At 71.8% G+C, this 20021-nt stretch carries 26 protein-coding genes and 1 tRNA gene; 12 read left to right on the top strand and 15 right to left on the bottom strand.

What is annotated here, in order from left to right:
- Positions 1 to 10 precede the first annotated feature (10 nt).
- On the top strand, positions 11 to 775 hold the full coding sequence (locus ABSL23_RS06960) for a hypothetical protein (protein ID WP_353635154.1): 765 nt from the start codon (positions 11 to 13) through the stop codon (positions 773 to 775).
- Here the strand turns inward: ABSL23_RS06960 and ABSL23_RS06955 are convergent.
- Genes ABSL23_RS06955 through ABSL23_RS06945 form a run of 3 tightly spaced genes read right to left on the bottom strand, consistent with a single transcriptional unit; the run spans position 767 to position 2901 of the window.
- Positions 767 to 1669 carry a thiamine-phosphate synthase family protein gene (locus tag ABSL23_RS06955; RefSeq protein ID WP_353635153.1) on the bottom strand — a complete coding sequence of 301 codons (903 nt, stop codon included), beginning with the start codon at positions 1667 to 1669 and terminating at the stop codon, positions 767 to 769. The genes ABSL23_RS06960 and ABSL23_RS06955 overlap by 9 nt on opposite strands.
- A complete protein-coding gene (gene dcd, locus ABSL23_RS06950; RefSeq protein WP_353635152.1) occupies positions 1666 to 2253 on the bottom strand; it encodes a dCTP deaminase in 588 nt (195 codons plus the stop codon). The genes ABSL23_RS06955 and dcd overlap by 4 nt, the downstream gene beginning before the upstream one ends.
- A gap of 33 nt (positions 2254 to 2286) precedes the next feature.
- Positions 2287 to 2901 (bottom strand): YIP1 family protein, encoded by a 615-nt coding sequence (locus ABSL23_RS06945; protein ID WP_353635151.1) that lies wholly within the window; start codon positions 2899 to 2901, stop codon positions 2287 to 2289.
- Between the two features lie 90 nt (positions 2902 to 2991).
- On the opposite strand from ABSL23_RS06945, the gene pth2 reads away from it, so the two are divergent.
- Together pth2 and truD are read left to right on the top strand one after the other, a co-directional pair.
- Positions 2992 to 3330 (top strand): peptidyl-tRNA hydrolase Pth2, encoded by a 339-nt coding sequence (gene pth2, locus ABSL23_RS06940; RefSeq protein WP_353635150.1) that lies wholly within the window; start codon positions 2992 to 2994, stop codon positions 3328 to 3330.
- Positions 3331 to 3332: 2 nt separating this feature from the next.
- The gene (gene truD / locus ABSL23_RS06935; protein WP_353635149.1) at positions 3333 to 4637 is read left to right on the top strand and encodes a tRNA pseudouridine(13) synthase TruD; all 1305 of its coding nucleotides are present in this window, start codon (positions 3333 to 3335) and stop codon (positions 4635 to 4637) included.
- A 1-nt stretch (position 4638) separates the two neighbouring features.
- Here the strand turns inward: truD and ABSL23_RS06930 are convergent, their stop codons facing one another.
- Positions 4639 to 4971: a hypothetical protein gene (locus ABSL23_RS06930; protein ID WP_353635148.1), complete on the bottom strand. Its 333-nt coding sequence runs from the start codon at positions 4969 to 4971 to the stop codon at positions 4639 to 4641.
- Between the two features lie 107 nt (positions 4972 to 5078).
- Between ABSL23_RS06930 and ABSL23_RS06925 the strand changes: the two genes are divergently transcribed.
- The 6 genes from ABSL23_RS06925 (at position 5079) to ABSL23_RS06900 (ending at position 7399) form a co-directional block, all read left to right on the top strand.
- Entirely contained in the window at positions 5079 to 5801 is a 723-nt protein-coding gene (locus tag ABSL23_RS06925; protein ID WP_059055690.1) for a DUF2103 domain-containing protein, read from the top strand.
- 169 nt (positions 5802 to 5970) lie between these two features.
- Positions 5971 to 6285, top strand: coding sequence for a 50S ribosomal protein L37ae (locus tag ABSL23_RS06920; RefSeq protein WP_082687147.1), 315 nt, complete (start codon positions 5971 to 5973; stop codon positions 6283 to 6285).
- Positions 6285 to 6419 (top strand): DNA-directed RNA polymerase subunit P, encoded by a 135-nt coding sequence (locus ABSL23_RS06915; protein ID WP_059055686.1) that lies wholly within the window; start codon positions 6285 to 6287, stop codon positions 6417 to 6419. Before ABSL23_RS06920 ends, ABSL23_RS06915 begins: the two co-directional genes overlap by 1 nt.
- 4 nt (positions 6420 to 6423) lie before the next feature.
- Positions 6424 to 6678: a KEOPS complex subunit Pcc1 gene (locus tag ABSL23_RS06910; protein ID WP_059055684.1), complete on the top strand. Its 255-nt coding sequence runs from the start codon at positions 6424 to 6426 to the stop codon at positions 6676 to 6678.
- 85 nt (positions 6679 to 6763) lie between these two features.
- On the top strand, positions 6764 to 7144 hold the full coding sequence (locus tag ABSL23_RS06905; RefSeq protein ID WP_059055682.1) for a prefoldin subunit beta: 381 nt from the start codon (positions 6764 to 6766) through the stop codon (positions 7142 to 7144).
- Between the two features lie 3 nt (positions 7145 to 7147).
- Positions 7148 to 7399, top strand: coding sequence for a DUF3194 domain-containing protein (locus ABSL23_RS06900; protein ID WP_059055680.1), 252 nt, complete (start codon positions 7148 to 7150; stop codon positions 7397 to 7399).
- 56 nt (positions 7400 to 7455) lie between these two features.
- Here the strand turns inward: ABSL23_RS06900 and ABSL23_RS06895 are convergent, their stop codons facing one another.
- Genes ABSL23_RS06895 through ABSL23_RS06880 form a run of 4 tightly spaced genes read right to left on the bottom strand, consistent with a single transcriptional unit; the run spans position 7456 to position 10919 of the window.
- Entirely contained in the window at positions 7456 to 9321 is a 1866-nt protein-coding gene (locus ABSL23_RS06895) for a DUF2070 family protein (RefSeq protein WP_353635147.1), read from the bottom strand.
- 4 nt (positions 9322 to 9325) lie between these two features.
- Positions 9326 to 9877, bottom strand: coding sequence for a GMP synthase subunit A (locus ABSL23_RS06890; protein ID WP_059055676.1), 552 nt, complete (start codon positions 9875 to 9877; stop codon positions 9326 to 9328).
- Positions 9878 to 9923: 46 nt separating this feature from the next.
- Positions 9924 to 10361 (bottom strand): VOC family protein, encoded by a 438-nt coding sequence (locus ABSL23_RS06885; RefSeq protein ID WP_059055674.1) that lies wholly within the window; start codon positions 10359 to 10361, stop codon positions 9924 to 9926.
- A gap of 42 nt (positions 10362 to 10403) precedes the next feature.
- Positions 10404 to 10919 (bottom strand): hypothetical protein, encoded by a 516-nt coding sequence (locus ABSL23_RS06880; RefSeq protein ID WP_059055672.1) that lies wholly within the window; start codon positions 10917 to 10919, stop codon positions 10404 to 10406.
- A gap of 59 nt (positions 10920 to 10978) precedes the next feature.
- Here ABSL23_RS06880 and ABSL23_RS06875 point away from each other — a divergent pair, with 59 nt between their 5' ends.
- Together ABSL23_RS06875 and ABSL23_RS06870 are read left to right on the top strand one after the other, a co-directional pair.
- Complete coding sequence (locus ABSL23_RS06875) at positions 10979 to 11326, top strand: DUF192 domain-containing protein (RefSeq protein ID WP_059055671.1); 348 nt, start codon at positions 10979 to 10981, stop codon at positions 11324 to 11326.
- A gap of 111 nt (positions 11327 to 11437) precedes the next feature.
- Entirely contained in the window at positions 11438 to 12973 is a 1536-nt protein-coding gene (locus tag ABSL23_RS06870) for a 2-isopropylmalate synthase (protein WP_353635362.1), read from the top strand.
- 560 nt (positions 12974 to 13533) lie between these two features.
- Here ABSL23_RS06870 and ABSL23_RS06865 read toward each other — a convergent pair.
- Positions 13534 to 13618 (bottom strand) — tRNA-Ser (locus ABSL23_RS06865).
- 101 nt (positions 13619 to 13719) lie between these two features.
- On the opposite strand from ABSL23_RS06865, the gene ABSL23_RS06860 reads away from it, so the two are divergent.
- Positions 13720 to 14688: a MoxR family ATPase gene (locus tag ABSL23_RS06860; RefSeq protein ID WP_059055667.1), complete on the top strand. Its 969-nt coding sequence runs from the start codon at positions 13720 to 13722 to the stop codon at positions 14686 to 14688.
- Here ABSL23_RS06860 and ABSL23_RS06855 read toward each other — a convergent pair.
- The 6 genes from ABSL23_RS06855 to ABSL23_RS06830 all read right to left on the bottom strand — a co-directional run bounded on the left by ABSL23_RS06855 (position 14670) and on the right by ABSL23_RS06830 (position 19985).
- Positions 14670 to 15167 (bottom strand): hypothetical protein, encoded by a 498-nt coding sequence (locus tag ABSL23_RS06855; RefSeq protein ID WP_059055665.1) that lies wholly within the window; start codon positions 15165 to 15167, stop codon positions 14670 to 14672. The two genes, ABSL23_RS06860 and ABSL23_RS06855, sit on opposite strands and share 19 nt — an antisense overlap.
- Complete coding sequence (locus tag ABSL23_RS06850; protein ID WP_256943976.1) at positions 15164 to 16525, bottom strand: DUF58 domain-containing protein; 1362 nt, start codon at positions 16523 to 16525, stop codon at positions 15164 to 15166. The genes ABSL23_RS06855 and ABSL23_RS06850 overlap by 4 nt, the downstream gene beginning before the upstream one ends.
- 1 nt (position 16526) lies before the next feature.
- Positions 16527 to 17102 (bottom strand): hypothetical protein, encoded by a 576-nt coding sequence (locus ABSL23_RS06845; RefSeq protein WP_059055663.1) that lies wholly within the window; start codon positions 17100 to 17102, stop codon positions 16527 to 16529.
- Entirely contained in the window at positions 17102 to 18052 is a 951-nt protein-coding gene (locus tag ABSL23_RS06840; protein WP_353635146.1) for a DUF4129 domain-containing protein, read from the bottom strand. The genes ABSL23_RS06845 and ABSL23_RS06840 overlap by 1 nt, the downstream gene beginning before the upstream one ends.
- 690 nt (positions 18053 to 18742) lie before the next feature.
- The gene (locus tag ABSL23_RS06835; RefSeq protein WP_353635145.1) at positions 18743 to 19519 is read right to left on the bottom strand and encodes an AAA family ATPase; all 777 of its coding nucleotides are present in this window, start codon (positions 19517 to 19519) and stop codon (positions 18743 to 18745) included.
- Positions 19512 to 19985: a hypothetical protein gene (locus ABSL23_RS06830; RefSeq protein ID WP_353635144.1), complete on the bottom strand. Its 474-nt coding sequence runs from the start codon at positions 19983 to 19985 to the stop codon at positions 19512 to 19514. Before ABSL23_RS06830 ends, ABSL23_RS06835 begins: the two co-directional genes overlap by 8 nt.
- Positions 19986 to 20021 lie beyond the last annotated feature (36 nt).

Raw genomic sequence — 20021 nt, 5'->3', positions numbered from 1 at the left:
GGGGAACGTGATGGGCGACGACCTCCGCACGATGCGCGAGCGCCTCGACGGCCTCGCAAGCGACGACGGGCGCTTCTACGTCGCCTGCGCGCGGACCGGCGAGCGCCCGTTCCCGGTCGGCGGGCTATGGTTCGCGGACCGCGAGACCGCTCGCGAGGCCGCCGAGTTGGCCCGCGAGTACCGCCGGACGCTGGAGCGCTACGACCCGCGAGCGCCCCACTACGACCTCGTCGTCCACGAGCGCACCGAGCCCGTTCCGCCGTCGGACGCGCCCTCGCTGCCCGACGCCTGCCACGACGTCACGGGCGCGGTGTTCGAGGCGCTGAGCGCGGCCGGCCACGAGGACGCCGAGCGCGCGATTCTGGACGCGTACTTCGCCGCCGCGGAAGCCACCACCGACCCCGACGACCTCTGCGTCGTCCTGCTGCGGTGTACGGCGCGCACGCTCGACGAGGAGCTCTCGGCCCGCGAGCAGGCGGTCGTCCTCGCGGACGCCGCGCGCCGGGCGGACTTCGCGGCGGACGCGTCCACCGTCGGCGACGCGTTCGCGAGGGTCGCGGGCGCGAACCTCGTCGAGGCGCCCGCGGAGACCGTCGACGGCTGGCGGTTCGACCCCGCGGTCCGGGTCGCCGACGCCGCCGTCACGCTCCCCGCGGCAATCGCCGTGCTGGCGGTGCAGCCGGACGCCGACCCCGCCTTCGACCGCGCCGGCGACGGCGTCCGCGCGCGACTCGACGGCGGCCCCGTGGGGCTGGCGACCGCGCCCTCACAGTAGCTCGCGCGCCATCTCGGCGGCCGCGGGCGCGCTGTCCGCGAGCACGTAGACGATGGGCTCGACGCCGAAGCCGCCGGTCTGGTAGAGCACGTCCGCCTCCGGGTGGTCCCGGACGACGGGACGGAGCGCGTCCGCGGAAGCCTCCCCCTCCGGGTCGAACTCGACGGCCTCGTAGCCGAGCGACTCCAGTTCGGCGACGACGTCCGGGTCGTAGTGGACGTTCAGGCACGCGCGAGCGTCGCTACCGGCGTCCCGGGCGGCCAGCAACACCGACGCGACGTGGACGCTGACGCCGAACTCGGGGTCGGCGGGAATCTCCGTGCGCCCCATCACGTCCAGAATCCGGCCGGGGACGCCCGCCACGTCCTCGACGCCGTCGGCGTCGGGCGTGCACTCCACGAGGTTCGACCCGACCGCGGGGATGAGCGTCGCGAACCCGCTGGCGTGTTCGAGGATGCGGACGCCGCGGCGCACCGACGAGAGCACGCGCTCGCGGACGCGCACTTCGCTCTCGGGGTCGTGGACGCGGAAGTCGCCGTCGTACTCCGCGAGCGCGGGCATCGCCGCTTCGTGGAGGTCCGCGACGACGTCGCCGCGCGCGGACAGCCGCCGAATCAGCACCTCCGCCTCGACGAGCGCCTGCACCTGCGACATGTCCCCGCTGGCGAGTCCCTCGCCGACGCGCTCGACGGTCTCGCGGACGCGCTCGTCGCCGGCGACCGCGTCGTTGACCGTGACCTCGCCGTGGGCGTACTTCGAGACCGCGGACTGGCTGACGCCGAGCAGGTCCGCGACCTCGTGTTGAGTGAGCCCGCGCTCGCGGAGGTCCGCCGCGAGCAGCGAGCGGAAGGTGGGGAGGAACTCCTCGACGACGACCTCCTCGATGAACTTCATTGGTCGCCCCCGAACTCGCGGTCGCCGCGGATGCGGGACGCCTGCGGCCCGTCCTGGTCCTGGTACTTCGACCCGCGCTCCTCGCCGTACGGCCGGTCGGCGGGACTGGAGAGCTGCGTGAACACCAGCTGGCTGATGCGCATGTCCGGCGTGAGCGCGACCGGCACCTTCCCCAGATTCGAGAGTTCGAGCGTGACCTTCCCCTCGAAGCCGGGGTCGATGAAGCCGGCGGTGGCGTGGACGACGACGGCGAGCCGGCCCAAGGAAGAGCGGCCCTCGACCTGCGCGACGAGGTCCGGCGGCACCTCCACGCGCTCTTTCGTGGTGCCGAGCACGAAGTCGCCGGGGTGGAGGATGAACTCGTCGCCGTCGTCGACGACGGTCTCGGTGACGTAGTCCTCGACTTCCTCTTCTTTGTTCGGGTGGATGCAGGGGACGTTCGCGCGCTCGAACTCCAGGAAGCGCCGGCCGAGCCGGACGTCCACGCTCGCGGGCTGGACCTGAAGGTCCACGTCGTCCAGCGGTTCGACGACGAGGTCGCCCTCGGAGAGCCGCGCGAGGATGTCCCGGTCGGAGAGTATCATACCGGGTCGTGGTGGGCCGAGCGCCTAAAGGTTTCAGAACAGGCTGAGCAGCCAGCCGCCGTACGCGACGACGACGGCGACGAGGAGCGCGCTGCCCTCGTCGGCGTCGAACTCGACGTACAGCCCCTCCGTGTAGACGTACGTCTGCCAGCCCGCGACGACGAACGTGAACGCGCCGCGGAGGAGTCCGGTCGAGCCGATTGTCGAGCGGAACTGGCGGACGAACGCCTCGGGCGTGTCGAGGGGGGCCGACTGGAGCGCGAACGCGAGCACGGCGAACGCGAACACGGTGTTGAGAATCGACGGCACGGTCCCCCAGCCGGCGACCACGAGCGTCTCGCGGAACTCGCCGTCGTGGCCGATGACGAGCCGGCCGAGCGCGTGCATGACGGCGGCGACGACGACCCAACCGACGAAGAACGCGAACACGAGCCCGACGATTTCCGAGGAGAGCAGGCTCCACACCTCGTTGGCGGCGTCGCCGTGGCCGGCCTGCCGGAGCCGGCGCACGAACAGCGCGGCGAATCCGTAGAGGGCAGCGGCGAGCGCGACCGCGGCGACGCCGACGGCGGCGACGGCGGGCCACAGGTCGAAGCCGCGTTGCTGGAAGTACCGGCGCGGTCTGGAGAGCGGCGTGCGCGGGGCCATGTCGCGGTCTGCCGGCGGCACCGGCAAATGCTTGTCGGCGTGTCGCCGCGAGTAGCCAACGCTTTGCCCGCGCCGCCGCTACGCCCCAGCATGAAGCAGGTCATCGCCGCCCGAACGGACATCGGGATGGGGCAGGGGAAGCTCGCGGCGCAGGTCGCGCACGCCTCCCTGAAAGCCTACGAGCACACCGACGACCGCGCCCAGCGTCAGTGGAAACAGCAGGGGCAGAAGAAGGTCGTCGTGAAGGCCAGCGGCGAGCGCGAACTCTACCAGATTGCGGAGGAAGCGAAGGCCAAGGGGCTGCCGTCCGGACTCATCGAGGACGCCGGCCACACGCAGTTGGAGCCGGGGACGCCCACGGCCGTCGCGGTGGGGCCGGCGGCCGACGCCGACGTGGACGAGATTACCGGCGACCTCCCGCTGTTCTGATAATGCGCGAGGCCCACGAATTGGAGCGCGCGGTCGGGATGTGGTACTACGCCAGCGACAGCGACGGCACCGGCGGCCGGCTCCGGGAGTCGCCGTCGGACTTCCGCGTCACGGAAATCGAGGAGTTCGACACCCAGCCCGCGGACGCCGACCGCGGCGACTACCCGTGGCTCGTCCTGCGCGCGACGCTGACGTCGTGGGACACCAACGACTTCGCCCGCGAGCTCGCGAACCGGCTGGAGATGAGCCGCGAGCGCGTGACGTGGGCGGGGACGAAAGACCGCCACGCGGTTACCACCCAGCTGTTCGCCGTCCGCGACATCGAGCCCGAGGACCTCCCCGACATCTCGGACGCGGGCATCGACGTCGTCGGGCGCGCGGGCCGCGGACTGGAGTTCGGCGACCTCGCGGGCAACGAGTTCCGCGTCGTCGTCCGCGACCCCGACGACCCCGAGCAGGCGGAGGCCGTCACCGCGGACCTCGCGGCGTTCGGCGGCGGCGAGCCCGGCGTTCCGAACTTCTTCGGCCAGCAGCGCTTCGGCAGCAAGCGCCCGGTCACCCACGAGGTCGGGCTCGCCATCCTGCGCGGCGACTGGGAGGGCGCCGCGATGGCGTACCTCGGCGCGCCCAGCGAGCACGAACCGGAGGATAGCAGTCGCGCGCGGCGGTTCGTCGAGGACACCCGCGACTGGGAGGCCGCCCTAGAGAAGTTCCCGAACCGGCTGCGCTACGAGCGCACGATGCTGCACGAGCTGGCGGACGGCGGGAGCTTCCGGGACGCCGTCGAGACGTTCCCGTCGAACCTCCAGCGGCTGTTCGTCCACGCCGCCCAATCGTACGCGTTCAACCGGATGATCGCCGAGCGCATGGAGCGCGGGCTGCCGTTCCACGAGCCCGTCGAGGGGGACGTGGTGTGGTTCGCGGAGTCGGACGCGCCCGAAGGGGTCGCCCGGCCGGATTCGAGCCGCCAGCAGCGCGTCACCGCCGACCGCGTGGACGTGATGGCGCGCCACTGCGCCCGCGGCCGGGCGTTCGTCACCGCGCCGCTGGTCGGCACCGACACCGAGTTGGCGGAAGGAGAACCCGGGGAAATCGAGCGCGCGGTCCTCGGCGAACTCGACCTCGAACCCGGGGACTTCGACCTCCCGGGCGAGTTCGACTCCGCGGGGACGCGGCGCGCAATTTTGCTCCGCCCCGACCTCACGGTCGAACGCGACCCCCTGACCTTCGAGTTCGCGCTCCCCTCCGGGAGCTACGCGACGGTCGTCCTGCGCGAGTACCTGAAGACGAGCCCGCTGGACCTCTGAGCTACCCGGCGACCGGTGCGTCCACACCGCGCTCGGCCGCGAGTACAGCGGCGGCGACGACGAGGAAGCCCGCGACGGCGAAGACGTACGGCCAGAGCACGGCCTGCCAGAAGCCGAGCAGAAGCAGGACGCACGCGCCGCCGGCAGCCACGAACGGACGCCCGGAGACGACGCCGGACGCGCCCGCGATGGCGCTCGCGCCAAGCGCCGTGAACAGCACCAGCCGCATCGAACTGTACCCGGCCCGCCCGAGGTGCCAGCCCAGCACGCCGACGAACGCGGCGACCACGACGACGGTCAGCCCGTGCGTCGCGGCCGTTCTGGAGGGCGCCATCACGCCGACCGTACTGCCGCCGCGCTGAAAGAACTACTGGCGGCCCGACGAAACCCCGCCACCGCGCGAAACACCGGGCTTTTGCGCGCCCACGCCGTTCCCCGAGTATGGACTGTCGGCGGTGTGGCACCCCCCTGCGGAAGCCGGGCGACTACTGCCTGGTCTGCGACACCGCCAACTGCGACGCCGTCGTCGCCGCCTGCGACCGCGACCACGCGACCCTGACGTTCCTCGACGACGAAGAGGTCGTCGGTCAGACGGACATCGCCACCGTCCCCGAGGAGGGCGGCGAGACCGGCGTCGTCGAGCTCCGGAACTTCGCCGGCCGCATCGCCGACGAGATTCGGCGCAAGCGCCCCGAGGACGTCTTCGTCGCGGGCGACCACGACGTGATTCGCGCGGTGCGCGCGGACCTCCACTACGAGGTCTACCGCGTCCCCCGCGAGAACCCCGTGGAGTCGGTCGTCGAACGCCGCGGCGACCGCTCGCTGGACGTCGTGGACGAGCCCGCAAGCGAGAAAATCGGCGGCCGCCACTCCACGCTCATCGGCGACCGCGACGGCCAGCGCGCGATTCGCACCGTCGCCGACCACCCCAACGTGAAGAAGGTGATTCCCGGCCCCATCGACGCCGGCGGCTCCGGCTCGCGGACGGGCGTCCGCGCGAAGGTCACGCGCGCCGACGACAACGGCAACCTCCGGCTGCTGATACGCGACGGCTCCAGCGTGCAGGAGAACCGCGTCGTGACGACGGCGATGAACCGCGATACCGGCGAGCGCGTCCGCGCGGACCTCAACGACGCGCTCGACGAGGAAGAACTGCGGGACTGACGTGGGACTCACGGCTCACTCCGTTCGCCGTTCGCGTTAACGTGGTCTCGCTTCGCTCGACCACGCTGCTCACGCATCGCTGCGCTCCGCGTTCGCATTGACGTGGCCTCCCGACGGTCGGCCACGCAACGTAGCGTTTATGTGCGCCCCGACGGTAGAAGCGTTCACTATGGCTAAGAAGGGCTCCACGGGGAGCGCCGGCCGATTCGGCGCGCGCTACGGCCGCGTCTCTCGGCGTCGCGTCTCCGAAATCGAGGACGAGATGAACGAGAAACACGCCTGCCCGGACTGCGGTTCCGACGCCGTCTCCCGTCAGGGGACCGGCATCTGGCAGTGCTCGAAGTGCGACTACAAGTACGCCGGCGGCGCGTACAAGCCCAAGACGCCGGGCGGACGCACCGTCAGCCGCTCCATCCGCGCGGCGCTCGGCGAGGACGAAGGCGAAGCGAACGCCGAAGCCGACGTCGAAGCCGTCGAGGAATAATGGCGTACAAGTGCTCCCGCTGTAAGCGCGACGTCGAACTCGACGAGTACGGCGGGGTTCGGTGTCCGTACTGCGGGCACCGCGTCCTCCTGAAAGAGCGGAGCCGCGACGTCAAGGAAGTCGACGTTCGCTAGGCCGGTGGACCACGCCACGGAGCTGGTTTTCGAGTACGACTCTCCCGCGGTCGCTCGCGCCGTCGAGCGCAGCGTCGCGGTGGAAGCCGGCGACATCGAGGGCGACCGTAGCCGGGCGGCCGTCGAGCGCGAGGACGCGACCGTCACGGTGACCGTCGACGCCGCGGACCTGACCGCGCTGCGCGCGGGGAACAACACGTGGCTGACGCTCGTGGAGGTCGCCGAGCGCGCCGCTGCCGCCGGCCGCCAGCACCGCTGAGCCGTCCGAGGCCGGCGAGCGCGCGGCGCTGGCTGCGCGGAGCGTAATACGGGGGTTTTTCTGTCGGGCGCGCCTCCCCAGACGTATGCAGGGCAATCTGCCGCCGGAAGCACAGGAGAAGCTCGAGCAGCTACAGGACCTTCAGGAGAAAGCGCAGACGGTCGCGGCCCAGAAGCAGCAGGCCGAGACCCAGCTCTCGGACGCCGAGACCGCCCTCAACGCCCTCGACGACATCGACGAGGACGCGACGATGTACCGCGAGGTCGGCGAACTCCTCGTGGAGACCGACTACGACGACGCCGCCGACGACCTCGAGGAGAAAGTCGACGACCTCGAAGTCCGCGTCGAGACCCTCTCGAAGCAGGAGGAGCGCGTGCAGGAGCAGTTCGAGGACCTCCAGGAGGAGCTCCAGGAGATGCTCGGCGGTGCCGGCGGCGGCGGTCCGATGGGCGGCCCGAGCGCGTAACTGATGACTGACGAGGAACCGTCCGACGAGGAAGTCGTGGAGGCCGCCGCCGAGGCCGCCGAAGGCCTCGTGTTCTCGCGGCTCGCGACCGGTGACGTCGACGATCTCGACGTCACTGTCACGTTCGAGGACGGCGTACTCGACGTGGACGTCTACGTCCACGCGCCGGACGCCGACGCCGACGTTGAGCAGGTCGCGGATGACGCCGCGCTCGCGGCGCGCGGCGCCGTCGACGACCTGTTCGCGGACGAGTAGTTTTCTCACTCGTTCGCTTCACGAACGCGCAGCGGTAGCCGTCGCGACCGCAACCGCTACGTCAGGAAGAAGATGAGGACGCTGATGGCGACGGTGGCGAGCACGGCGAGGCCGGCGATGGCGCCGCCCATCGCGATGACGGCGTTGGCGTGGCTGGCGAGCGTCTCCGTGCGGTCGTTGCCGAACACGGTGACCTCCGCGCGCTCGCTGGCCATCCCGGCTTCGACGGGTTCGAGGTCGGCGACCGCCTCCTCCGTGAGGCCGACGACGAGGTCGACGAGTTCGTCCCAGTCGATGGCGCCGCCGACCTGATTCGTGGACTCGACGGTGTTGACGATGTGGGTGTCCGTGGTCATCACTTCCGCGTGGTCGACGCCGTCGAGCGCCTCCACGATGGTCTCGCGGAGCCCGGGCTCCATGTTGTTGCCGTCCACGAGCACGTACGCGGTGCGGTCGCCGCCGGTGTCGAGGACGGCGACGCGGACGCCGAGCGGGCCGATGCCGTCCTCGGGGCGCCACGCCGTGCGGTCCCACGCGACGCCGAGTTCGAGGACGTCCTCGTCGGCCTCGCGGAGGCGCTGGGCGGCCTCGCCGGCGGCCTGAATCATGTCGAACGAGCGCTTGCTCCCGGGGTAGACGTGCCCGAGGTCGTCGCCCTGCAGGCCGTTGTTGCAGTTGTGCGCGTCGGCCAGCAGGACGTCGTCCATGCCCTCGACGCGGGCCTCCGCGGTGGCGGAGAGCCCGACCGCGTACTCGACGTCGTCGGCGAACTCCGGGGAGAACGTGGAGACGAGCAGCGCGTCGTCGCCGAACGCCTGTCCGAGCAGTTTCGCCTCGCCCTCCTGGACGCGGACCGCGGGGGTCGCGCGGTCGGCGTAGTCGATGGACGCGTGGGCGCGCTCGGCGGCGTCGATGAGCGTGTCAACCTCGCGCTCCGTGACGAGGTTGAAGTCGTGGCCGGCGGTGGCGTGGGGCGGGAACGCCAGCCCCGTGGCGGACTCGGCGACCCGCTGCGGGAGGTTCCCGCCGCCGATTTCCCCCATCGGGCCGGGGTGAATCATCGGCAACACGAACCGGGCTTTCTCCTCGCCGTCGTCGAGATTGCGGAACGCCAGCACCGTCACGGGGACGACGGCTTCCTCGCCGATCTGCTCGAAGAAGTCCTCCAGTTCGCGGGTGCCCTCGGCGATGTGGCCGATGAAGCCGCTGACGAAGTCCAGCACGCTGACGCCGAGGCTGCGCTTCCACGGGCGGTCGATGGCGACGACGAGCCCGTAGGCGGCGACGCCGTACAGCGCGGTCAGCGAGACCAGCAGGACGAAGTCGCGGGGCGCGAACGCGTACTGGATTTCCGGCGGCGCCTCGGCGGGCCGGGAGAGGTAGGCGTTCACGAGGCGGCCGCCGGTCGTGAGGTAGTTCATCGTGCCGCTGTAGACGAACAGCAGGACGCCGGCGGTCACCGTCTGGATGCTCGCGGGAATCGCGGCGACCAGCGGGGAGTCCCGGGAGACCGCAAGCACCACGAGGAACCGTATCGCGAACACGAGCCCGAGCGCCGCGATGAGCGCGTCGAAGACGAAGTTCTGCCCGAACCGGCCGGTGACGGCGGCGACGACGCCCGCCGCGACGAGCACGACCACCACCACGACCTCGCAGGCGAACGCCAAAAGCGACGACCGGCTGTACGTGAGCTGGCCGCCAAAGTAGCGGTCTACGGGCGTGGTGCCGAGGCTCGCGACGACCGTCGGCACGCCGATGAAGAACACGCCCTGCCACGCGTCCTCGAGGACGTACTGGCTGTCGAAGGCCGCGACGCCCGCCAGCGCCGCGATGACCAGCGAGAGCGCAACCGTCGTGTACCACCGGGGCGCGCGGAAGATGTACTTCGAGAGGCTCGCCAGTTCGCCCTGCGCCTCCGTCATCGGCCTACTCGCAGACCCGCACGAAGTTCTCGAAGACCGCTTCGCCCTCCTCCGTGTGGGCGACCTCGGGGTGCCACTGGACGCCGTAGAGGTCGCGGTCGGTGTCCGCGATGGCCTCGACGTCGCAGATGTCGCTGCGGGCGGTGCGGGTGAACCCCTCGGGGACGTCGACGACCTCGTCGGCGTGGCTCGCCCAGACGCGGGTCTCGGGCGCCAGCGACCCCACGAGCGGGTCGTCGTCGTCGAGAATCTCGACGTCGACGTCCGCGTAGCCGCCGTAGTCGCCGGACTCGACGCGGCCGCCGAGCTCCGTCGCGATGAGCTGCATGCCCAGGCAGATGCCCAGAATCGGCACGTCGAGATCGAGGTACTCGGGGCAGTTCCCGACGTCGTCCATGTCGGGGCCGCCGGAGAGCACGAGGCCGTCGGCGTCGAGCTCCGCCGGTGGCGTCGTGTTGTCGACGGTCTCGGTCTCCACCCCGTCCATGTCCCGGAGCAGCCGGTGCTCCAGGTGGGTGAACTGACCGTGGTTGTCGACGACGAGGATGCGTGTCATTAGGCCGGGGTACACGACTGCCGACTAAAAACCCACTCGTTCACGGTTACAGCGCCGACGGGTCGAAGCGCCGGTTCTCGCCGTCCCACTCGGCGAGGTCGCGGTCGTCGCGCGCGTCCACGTACGCTTCGAGGCCGTTGCCGGCGGTGTCCGAGAAGTACAGCGCCTTGCTGATGCCGTGGTCGACGGGCGTCGAGGGGACGCCGCGCTCGCAGAGCTCGTCGTAGACGTCGCCCAGCCCGGGCTCGGTATCGACCTCAATGGCGGCGTGGTAGAGGCCGACGCCGCGGCCGGCGTCGGGAGCGTCCGCGCCGACCGCTTGCAGCGCGACGTCGTGGTGGTGCTCGCCCCACGAGAGGAACGCGAACCGCCCCTCCGTCTCCGTGAGTTCGAGGTCGAAGACGTCCTCGTAGAACGCGACCGCGCGGTCGAGGTCCCGGACCTTGAGGTGGACGTGGCCGAGGTGGAACGGCGTATCGTTCATACCACACCTTCGGGGCGGAGGCAGTTAGCAGTCGGGGGCGGCTCACTCGCCGTCGAAGCGCTCCGCGGCGGTGTCGAAGGAGAGTTCGGAGCGCTCCTCGCTGCGGCGGCCCTCCGCGGCCGCGATGGCTTCGGGGTCGGGGCTGGCGTCGTCGTCGATGCGCGCCCACGAGTCGTGGACCTTCGCGTGACACCACCGGCAGAGGAAGACGGTAATCTCGTGGCCGACGTCCTCGCTGTCGTCGTACGCGAGGTGGTGCTCCTCGAGGAGCGGGCGCTCGTCGTCGTGGGCCTGCCGGCGCTCTTCGAGCCCACAACGCGCGCACTCGCGGTCGCGCTGCCGGCACCGGTAGTGCGGGCAGTCCGCCCACTCCCAGTCGCCGTCCGCGACCGGGCACCGGAAGTCGTCGGCGCGGCGCTCGGCCGCGAACTCGGGGTCGTGCTGGCCGTGCTCGAAGGCGTACCGGCACTTCCCGTCGTCGGTCGCGTAGTCGCAGACGCCGGCGTGGTCGTAGGGGTCGTCGACCCCGACGGCGGTCCCGGTCGGCGTCTTCTTCACGCCCCGGCGTAGCGACCGGACGGGGTAACGCTTTTCGCTGCCCGCCGCCGACTCCGGGTGTGCACCTCCGCCACGAACGCGACGGCGACGCCCGGACGCTCGCGTCCGACGTCGACGTCGCCGACTCGCTGTTCGCGCAGACCCGCGGCCTGATGTTCCGGCTGTCGATTCCCGACGACTACGCGCTCGTCTTCGACTTCGACGGCGCCGCCAGCCGCGACGTCCACATGCTGTTCGTGCCGTTCGCCATCGACGCCGTCTGGATAGAAGACGAGGAAGTCCAGCGCGTCGAACGGCTCTCGGCGTGGACGGGCCGCGGCGAGGCGCGCTGCGACACGCTCGTCGAACTCCCGGCGGGCGCGGCCGACGACGTGCGCGTCGGCGACCGCGTGTGGGTGTCGGACTGACAGGCAACAACTGTCACACCCCACACCTTCAAACGTGTGCGGCTCGCCAACACACGTACACCATGTCGGACCACACCGGCACGGAGGATAGAGTAAGTCGCCTCACGGCGGCTGGCCGAGAAATTCTCCGGCACTAGTTTCCCTGCCGCTCTCGACGGCGGCGCACCCGACGTACAGTTCCTCGACACCACGCTGCGCGACGGCGAACAAGCCCCCGGCATCTCGCTGTCCGCCGACCAGAAGGCGACCATCGCGCGCAAGCTCGACGACACCGGTGTCTCCGTCGTCGAAGCCGGCAGCGCGTGCACGAGCGCCGGCGAGCGCGAGACGATGCGCCGCGTCACCGGCCTCGACCTGGACGCGACGGTCACGAGCTTCTGTCGCGGCATCCAGCGCGACGTGGACCTCGCGATGGAGTGCGACGTCGACGGCGTGAACCTCGTCGTCCCCGCCAGCGACCGCCACGTCGAGGGGAAAGTCGGCACCACCCGCGAGAGCGTCCTCGACACGACCCGCGAGCTCGTGGAGTACGCGACCGACCACGGCCTCTGGGTCGAAGTCATCGGCGAGGACGGCTCCCGCGCCGACGACGAGTTCCTCGCAGACCTCGCGGAAGCGAGCGCCGACGCGGGCGCGGATCGCTTCTGCGTCGCGGACACCGTCGGTCACGCCAGCCCCGAGCGCGTCTACGAGCTCGTGGACGCCGTCGCGGACTACGGCCCCGTGAGCGTCCACACCCACGACGACCTCGGGCTCGCCGTGACGAACGCGCTCGCGGGCGTCTCCGCGGGCGCGGACCTCGTCCACGCCACCGTCAACGGCGTCGGCGAGCGCGCCGGCAACGTCGCGCTCGAAGAGGTCGCGGTCGCGCTCTGGCACTGCTACGGCATCGAACCGCTGGACACCGAGCGCCTCTACGACCTCGCCTCGACCGTCGCCGAGGCCACGGGCGTCCCGCTCCCGCCGAACAAGGCAGTCTCCGGCGAGAACGCGTTCGCCCACGAGTCCGGCATCCACACCGACGGCACGCTCAAGGACGACCGCATGTACGAGCCGTACTCCCCGGAGGCGGTCGGACGCGAGCGCCGGCTCGTCCTCGGGAAGCACGCCGGCCGCGCGGGCGTCCGCGCTGCCCTCGCCGAACACGACGTCGAGGTCAGCGACGACGAACTCGCCGCGGTCGTCGAGCGCGTGAACGAACTCGGCGAGCGCGGCAAGCGCGTCACCGACGCCGACCTGCTCGCCGTCGCCGAGGACGTCAAGGGCGGCGACCGCGAGCGCCGCGTCGAAGTACTGGACCTCACGGCCGCCAGCGGCGGCGGCACCCCCACGGCGTCGGTCCGCCTGCGCGTGGACGACGAGGAGCACAGCGCGGCCGGCACCGGCAGCGGCCCCGTCGACGCCGCCATCGCCGCCGTCCGCGACGCCCTCGGCGACGTCACCTTCCGCCTCGACGAGTACCACGTCGACGCCATTACTGGTGGGACGGACGCCGTCGTCACCGTCCACGTCACCGTCTCCCGCGGCGACCGCACGGTCACCGTCGATGCCAGCGACAGCGACATCACCGCCGCCAGCGTCAGCGCCGTCGTCGACGCCCTCGATCGCCTCCTGCCCGAGCAAGAGGCGACGACGGCCGCCGACTGACCCGGGTTCGAAACCCTCCCCGGGCTTCGAACCACGCTACTGGATTCTCAGAGCCGGCCCGATTAGCTGAACCGCTCTAACACAGGGTGGGACTGAAAAGGGCGGCGCGGTCGGCAGTCGAGACGACGCAAGCACTGGACTGAACGAGCGTAGCGAGTGAAGGAAGCGCGCAGCGAGTCGCAGACGCCGAGCGCGCCGGGGCTTTCGAGGAAGCGTCGAACCCACCTGCAGCAGAACGGTCGCGTCGCTGCTCGGTGTAGCTCCGTGAAAACGCCGAGGAGGAGATTTGAACCGGAGCAAGACGGTCACTCACTGAGTTCGTGCTGCGTCTTGCAGGGTTCAAATCTCCCGATCGTTCGCGATTCCTGCGCGAGTCGCGGACCCGGAGGTCCGCGACGGTGTGCTCGGAGAAGCGCCGAGGAGGAGATTTGAACAACGAGTAGACGGTCCGGCTCGCTTCGCTCGCCGGCTGCGACTACTCTCGTTCGAAATCTCACGGCGTCCACGACGCGTCACGCCTCGCGACAGTACAGTCGCTCGGCGGTGACGTAAGTGAGAAGCGCCGAGGAGGAGATTTGAACTCCTGAGTCCGTGAGGACAGTTGCTCTCGAAGCAACCGCCTTGGCCAGGCTAGGCTACCTCGGCTCGTTCGGGAGAACGCCGTTGTCGGATTTAGGGATTACGGTTGGCGGGAGCGAGTTCGTGTCAACCGATACCACTAAACGCGGCGGGTGGCACGAACGCCCATGGACGTCACCGCTGCGAGCGAGGAGTGCGACGCCGTCCTGAGCGAAGTCGAGCGCGCGGTCGTGACCGACCGCGATTTCCTCGAAACGGTCCTCGTCGGGTTCTTGGCCGACGGCCACGTCCTCCTCGAAGACGTGCCGGGCACCGGGAAGACGCTGACCGCGCGCAGCGTCGCGACCGCGCTCGGCCTCGAGTTCAGCCGCGTGCAGTTCACGCCGGACCTGCTGCCGGCGGACGTGCTGGGGACGCACGTGTTCAACGAGAAGTCCCGGGAGTTCGAGTTCCAGCCCGGGCCGGTGTTCGCGAACGTGCTACTGGCGGACGAAATCAACCGCGCGCCGCCGAAGACGCAGGCCGCGCTCCTCGAAGCGATGGAGGAGGGGCAGGCGACCATCGACGGGGAGACGATGGAGCTGCCGGAGCCCTTTTTCGTCATCGCGACGCAGAACCCGGTCGAGCAGGAGGGAACGTTCCCGCTCCCGGAGGCCCAGATGGACCGGTTCGTCGCGAAGGCGGGCATCGGCTACCCGGACGAGGCCGGCGAACTGGAACTCCTCCGACGGCGCGCGGGGCGGTCCTCGCGGAGTCCGAGCGTGGAACCGGTCCTCGACGCCGAGCGCGTGCAGGCGGTGCGCGCGGTCGCCGAGGACGTGCGCATGGACGACGACCTCCTCCAGTACGTCGTCGCAGTGGCGCGAGAGACGCGCGAAGACCGCCGCGTCGAAGTGGGCGTGAGCCCGCGCGGCACCCAGCGGCTCTTCGAGACGGCGCGAGCGCGCGCCGTGCTCCGCGGCCGCGAGTACGTCGTCCCGGAGGACGTCAAGCGGCTGGCGCCGAACGTGCTCGCGCACCGGCTCGTGTTGACGCCGGACGCCGCGGTCGAGAACACGGACAAGCGCGAGGTCGTCGCCGACGTGCTCGACTCGGTGCCGGTGCCGACCGCGGAGGGTCAGTCGCCGAGCGCGTAGGCGAGGAAGACGGCCGCGAACAGCAATGCGACCAGCCCGGTCACGGGGAGGCTCGCGGGGCCGAACTGGTAGATGCCGAACCCGACGCCGGCGGCCAGCGACGCGACCGCGACGCTGCCCGCGGTGTGGACGGCGACGGACTGCGCGACCGGCGCGTCCGCGCCGACGTCGACCCCGAGCGACACGGCGTGCTCGCCGGTGTCGTAGGCGACGAGCGCGGCGACGCCCGCGATGAGCGCGAGCGCGGTCGGGAGGCCAGTGGCAGCGGCGACGGCGACGCCGACGAACGCGAGCGCGCCGCCGAGCGTGACGTACCGTCGGGCGGCGTCGCGGGCGCCGTAGACGACGGCCGCGGCGCCCGGCCCGGCGAACACCAGGCCGACAGTCGAGCCCGCCGCGACCGGGAGCACGACGAGCGCGGCGGCGACGGTCGCGGGGACGACCGCCAGCGACGGCGGGCGCGCGTCGAACTCGCTCACTGTGACCACCCCCGGGTGGCGGTGGCGACGGCGACCGGGAGCGACTCGTCGGCCGGCCAGTCGACGACGCGGACGCCCGCGCGCCGCAGCGACCGAATCCGGGTGGCGCGCTCGACGCGCGCGACCTGCTGGCCGAGCGTCTCCGAACCCGTCACGTCCGGCGACACCACCGTCACCGGGTTGCCGCCGGCTTCGAGGCGGCGGACGTACTCGGCGGCGTCGTCGTCCGCGAGCGGCGAGCAGAACACGACCTGCGCGTCCGCCGGGAGGTGCTTGCGGAGCCGGCGGAATACGAGCGCGCCGAGGAACCGGCGGTCGGGTTCGCGCGCGGCGAACCCCCGGCCGCGGGCGAGCGCGTCTCGGAGCCGGGCGCGGTGGTCGCGGCCGGAGCCGGGCGCGAGCCACTCCCAGTGCGGGCCGAACGCGGCGACGCCGACGCGATTCCCCGCGTCCAGCAACGCCGACGAGACCGCGCCCGCGGCTTCGACGCCGTACTCGACGGCGTTCTCGCCGTCCGCGTCGGCGACGTGTGCGGCGTCGCGGCCGTCCACGACGGCGACGACGGTGGCGGCGCGCTCCTCGCGGTACTGCACCGTCGAGAGGTCGCCGGTGCGCGCGAGCCGCTTCCAGTCCACGCGCGAGAGCGGGTCCCCGGACCGGTACTCGCGGCTCGCGTGGAACTCCACGCCGGACCCGCCCTGCGAGGTGGGGACGCGGCCGACGCGCTGGACGGTCTGCTCGCGCAGCGGGAACGACGACAGCTCGGGGAGCGGCGGGACCGACGCGACCGTCGACGCCGTGTGGACCGTGGCTTCGCTCTCGCGGGCGCCGCTGAGGTCGCGCGCCCTGACCTGCACCGCGTCGAAGTCGTGTTCGCCGCGGCGCATCTCGACGGTGTACCGCAACGTCGCCGTCTTCCCCGCGCGGAGCGCGGTCGCGAGCCGGGGCGAACCGTCGACCACTTCGACGCCCGCGGGCACGTCGTCGACGACGCGGAGGTCGGGGCGGAACGCGCCGTCGTTCGTCACGGAGAGCGTCACTTCGACCTCGTCGCCGGGCTCGGGGTCGTCGGCGTGCACCGTGCGCTCGACGGCAAGCGACGGCGACGGCGCCGCGAACAGCGCGCCGTAGGCGGCGTACGCGACGCCGAGCACCGCGATCAGGAGCGCGGTGGGCGACCCCGACGCGGTGCCGACCGCGGCCGCGAGCAGCGAGAGCGCGGTGACGCCGCGCCAGCGGTTCGTCTCCCGCGTCGTCACGTCCGCGAGCGCCGTGGCCACCTCCGTCTCGGAATCGCCGTCGGGCGCGCCGTCCGCGTCGGGCGAGGCGTCGGCGGTCTCCGCGGTGGTCGCGCCCACGTCAGTCACCTCCGACGCCGGCGCCCGAGCGGCGCTGTAGTTCGGCGAGCGCGTGCCTGACTTCGCGCTCGCGGGTGGACTCGATGCCCGCGAACGAGGCGACGAGGTGGCGCGCAGCCGGGTCGACGTCCTCGGAGAACAGCGCGGCGGCGGTGCGGTCGTCGGTCCACGTCCCGTCGTCGAGGCGGCGGTGGGCCTCGTCCTCGGACCACCCCTCGGCGTCGGAGAGCACGCGCACCGCCAGCAGGCGCAACCGCTCGCGGACGCGGGAGTCGGCGCTCGATGGTCCGTCCCGCGGGCCGAGCGCGAGTTCCGCGTCGATTTCGGCGCCGGGCCGCGGCGGCTCGTAGCGGTCTTCGAGGCCGGACGCGCGCACGGCCGCCTCGTCGGGGTCGCGGAAGTCCACCGCCTTCCGTGCGGCGTGAGTGGCGAGCGCGAACACGACCGCGAGCACGGCGACGACGAGCCGGGGCACGTCGGGCAGTCGCAACGTCGTCGCAATCGAGGGCGCGGCCGCGACCGCGACCCCGAGCGCGGTGAACGCGACCCCGAGCGCGAGCAGGACGCGGCGCAGCACTACTCGTCACCCCCGTAGGAGGCCTCGATGGCGCGTAGCGCCGCCAGCGCGCGCTGCTCGCGGTCCTCGGTCGCCTCGGCGCCGCCGTACCGGACCGACCGGAAGAGGCGGGTGAGCTCGTCGACGTGCTCGCGAGCCATCCCGGCGTCACTGGCGGCAGTCGCGAACTCCGCGGGCGTGCTTGTCTCGGGGTTGGCGACGTCGAGGTGATCGGTCATCTCCCGCCACGCGCGGTACACCTCGTTCTCGACGTCGGCGTCGGCGGCGATGCGGTCGGCGGCGTCGCCGGCGACGCTGCCGAGCGCACCGAGCGTCTCGTCGTCGGATTCGGACGCCGGCTCGGGGACGGGCTCGCGCTTGGGCGGTTCGTCGTCGCCGGTCGCGCGGAACGCGACGAAGCCGAGCAGCACGGCGACCGCGAGCAGGCCGAGCAGCACGGTCGGCGGCGAGAACAGCAGTTCGCTGCCGCCCCCGCTACCGGCTTGGCCGCCGGCGGACGGCCCGGACGGGAGTTCGGGGATGAGACCGCTGTCGGTGGGCGAGTCGGTCCCGAAGTCGCCACAGGCGCTGACCAGCAACCACGCCGGGAACAGCACCGTAGACGTGACGAACACGACGATGACCGCGGGCACGATGCCGTCGCGGCGGTACGCGACGAAGCCGAGCAACAGCGCCAACCCGAGGAGCGCGAAACCGACGCCCGGCGACGCGAGCGCGGGGACACAGGCTGGCTGGAGGGCGAGCGGCCCCGTACCGTCGGCCGGCGTCGGATTGTCGAGTCCGTCGCCGCCGTCCCCGGACTGCGTGGCGGTGCCGCTGGGGTCCGAGCCGCCGTCGCCGAACCCGGTGCCACCGGCGGGCTGTTGGGGGTTCGCGAGCGTCGCGGCCGCCAACGACACCGCGACCACGCAGAGGAGGGCGACGACGAGGGCGCGTCGATTACGGTCCACTGGCGGCGTTTACGAAGTCCGGAGTATAGGTCTTGCGAACAGTTCACTCGCCGCACCCGTATTTGGTGTGAATCGTGAAAGTTTAAATTTAGTAACGAACCAGTAGCTCGTAATATCCGCACGCGCCGACCACGCGGTGCCGTCGCCGGTGCCACCGGACGACACGGACGCGTGGTACGCACCCGAAGTCCGCAGCCAGTACGAAGTCCACCCCGGCGTCGTCGTCACCGTCGCCGAGCGGGACGTCGAGTTCACCTACGACGTCCGCACGCCGCCGCTCGGGACCGGCGACGAGACCGCGCTCGCCCGCGTCACCGACTACTTCGCGGACGCCCACCTCGCCCGGCCGCGCACCCGGGAGGGGACGCGAGAACGGGTCGCCGCCGGCCTCGGGGAGAAACACCGCCGCGTGGTCGCGCGCCTCACCGACTGCTCGCGGGCCGCCCGCCGCCGCGTCGAGTTCCACGTGCTCTGCGACCTCCGGGGGCTCGGCGACCTCACGCCGCTCGCGCTCGACGACGGCGTCGAAGTCGCGGACGCCGCGGCCGACTCCCTCGTGGTGCACACCAGCGAGTACGCGCCCGCCGTCACCGACCTGCCCACCGACCCGCCGCACCTCGACCGCTTCCTCTCCGAGCGCGTCGCCCGCTACACCGTCCCCTTCAGGGACTTCGACGTCCCGGTGGTCGTCTACCGCGAGCGCGTGCTCGGCCGGGACGCCTTCGACACCAAGTACGCGGTCCGCGAACCCGACCGCCTCCCCGGCGACGACGAACTCATCGACGAGTGCAAGTCCCGCATCTGGGAGGCCAACGTCGAAGGCCGGCTCGGCGACGCCGAGGGGCGCGCGGCCCGGACCGCCTCGGCCTCGGGGACGGTTCCCAGCGTCTCGCCCTCGAAGTACCGGCCGGACTTCGCGGCGACGCGCTCGACCGCCTCGGGGTCCTGGACCTTGTTGTAGAGCGTGCCCGCGACGCCCGTGCCGTACGACGTCGCGTACTCCTGGACCTTGAGCGCGTCCGAGATGGCGGGAATCGTCGGCTGGACGACCAGCACCGCGCGGTCCGCGAGGACGATGGGGAGGACGGCGCTGCGGCTCGCCAGCGTCGCCGGCGAATCCAAGAGGAGGACGTCCGTGTCGGCGGCGAGGACGGCGACGACGTCGCGGAGTCGGGCCGGGTCCGCCGCGCGGAAGTCGCCCAGGCCCGTGCCGCAGGGGACGACGCGCATCCCGTAGCGCTCGTAGACGGCGTCCGAGACCGCGGCGTCGGTGTCCGCGACGAGGAGGTCGTGGAGGGTCACGTCCACGTCCGCGAGTCCGGCGTGGAAGAGGAGATTCGCCATCCCGGTGTCGGCGTCCACGACCGTCACGTCGTAGTCCTCGGCGAGCGCCATCCCGAGCGCGAGCGTGTTCGTCGTCTTCCCGGTGCCTCCCTTCCCGGAGGCGACGGCGAACGCCTCAACCATCGTCGGCCTCCGTGCGGAGCGCAGCCGCGAACGCCTCGCGGTCGTCGGGCAGCGACGCGAACTGGTCGTCGGCGGACTGTCGGCGCTCGCGGACGTCCTCGTCGGGCCGGCCGAGTGCGCGCTCGCGACACGCCTCGTAGAGGTCCGACACCGAGCGCCGGTAGGCGGCGATGTGGCGGGCGCGCTCGACGGCGGCCGCGACGGCCGCTTCGTCGGTCGCCGCGCACGCGACGTCGGCGTCGAGGGTCGTCGCGCCGACGGCGACGACCGCGGCGTCGGTGGTCGAGCGGACGTCGTCCACGGCGGCGGCGGCGGGGTCGGCGAGTGTGGCTGCGTCCACGACGACGACGGCCGGGTCGTCGCTGGCGACGCTGTCGCGGACTGCCGCGGCGTCGACTGTCACCACGTCGTCCGGCAGCGCGTCGGCGAGTGGCCGCCGGAGGTCGCCCGCGACTACGTGTGTCACGTGCGGTGTTTCCGCGCTACCCGGCCAAATATTTTC

The sequence above is a fragment of the Halobacterium sp. NMX12-1 genome (assembly GCF_040435975.1).
Lineage (GTDB): Archaea > Halobacteriota > Halobacteria > Halobacteriales > Halobacteriaceae > Halobacterium > Halobacterium hubeiense.
The sequence above is the reverse complement of the archived record's forward strand: the minus strand, read 5'-3'. Positions and strand labels throughout refer to the sequence as shown.

Coding starts and splice junctions, on each gene's coding strand:
- ABSL23_RS06960 (WP_353635154.1), top strand. CDS start 11: ATGGGCGACGACCTCCGCACGATGCGCGAGCGCCTCGACGGCCTCGCA.
- ABSL23_RS06955 (WP_353635153.1), bottom strand. CDS start 1,669: ATGAAGTTCATCGAGGAGGTCGTCGTCGAGGAGTTCCTCCCCACCTTC.
- dcd (WP_353635152.1), bottom strand. CDS start 2,253: ATGATACTCTCCGACCGGGACATCCTCGCGCGGCTCTCCGAGGGCGAC.
- ABSL23_RS06945 (WP_353635151.1), bottom strand. CDS start 2,901: ATGGCCCCGCGCACGCCGCTCTCCAGACCGCGCCGGTACTTCCAGCAA.
- pth2 (WP_353635150.1), top strand. CDS start 2,992: ATGAAGCAGGTCATCGCCGCCCGAACGGACATCGGGATGGGGCAGGGG.
- truD (WP_353635149.1), top strand. CDS start 3,333: ATGCGCGAGGCCCACGAATTGGAGCGCGCGGTCGGGATGTGGTACTAC.
- ABSL23_RS06930 (WP_353635148.1), bottom strand. CDS start 4,971: ATGGCGCCCTCCAGAACGGCCGCGACGCACGGGCTGACCGTCGTCGTG.
- ABSL23_RS06925 (WP_059055690.1), top strand. CDS start 5,079: ATGGACTGTCGGCGGTGTGGCACCCCCCTGCGGAAGCCGGGCGACTAC.
- ABSL23_RS06920 (WP_082687147.1), top strand. CDS start 5,971: ATGGCTAAGAAGGGCTCCACGGGGAGCGCCGGCCGATTCGGCGCGCGC.
- ABSL23_RS06915 (WP_059055686.1), top strand. CDS start 6,285: ATGGCGTACAAGTGCTCCCGCTGTAAGCGCGACGTCGAACTCGACGAG.
- ABSL23_RS06905 (WP_059055682.1), top strand. CDS start 6,764: ATGCAGGGCAATCTGCCGCCGGAAGCACAGGAGAAGCTCGAGCAGCTA.
- ABSL23_RS06900 (WP_059055680.1), top strand. CDS start 7,148: ATGACTGACGAGGAACCGTCCGACGAGGAAGTCGTGGAGGCCGCCGCC.
- ABSL23_RS06895 (WP_353635147.1), bottom strand. CDS start 9,321: ATGACGGAGGCGCAGGGCGAACTGGCGAGCCTCTCGAAGTACATCTTC.
- ABSL23_RS06890 (WP_059055676.1), bottom strand. CDS start 9,877: ATGACACGCATCCTCGTCGTCGACAACCACGGTCAGTTCACCCACCTG.
- ABSL23_RS06885 (WP_059055674.1), bottom strand. CDS start 10,361: ATGAACGATACGCCGTTCCACCTCGGCCACGTCCACCTCAAGGTCCGG.
- ABSL23_RS06860 (WP_059055667.1), top strand. CDS start 13,720: ATGGACGTCACCGCTGCGAGCGAGGAGTGCGACGCCGTCCTGAGCGAA.
- ABSL23_RS06835 (WP_353635145.1), bottom strand. CDS start 19,519: ATGGTTGAGGCGTTCGCCGTCGCCTCCGGGAAGGGAGGCACCGGGAAG.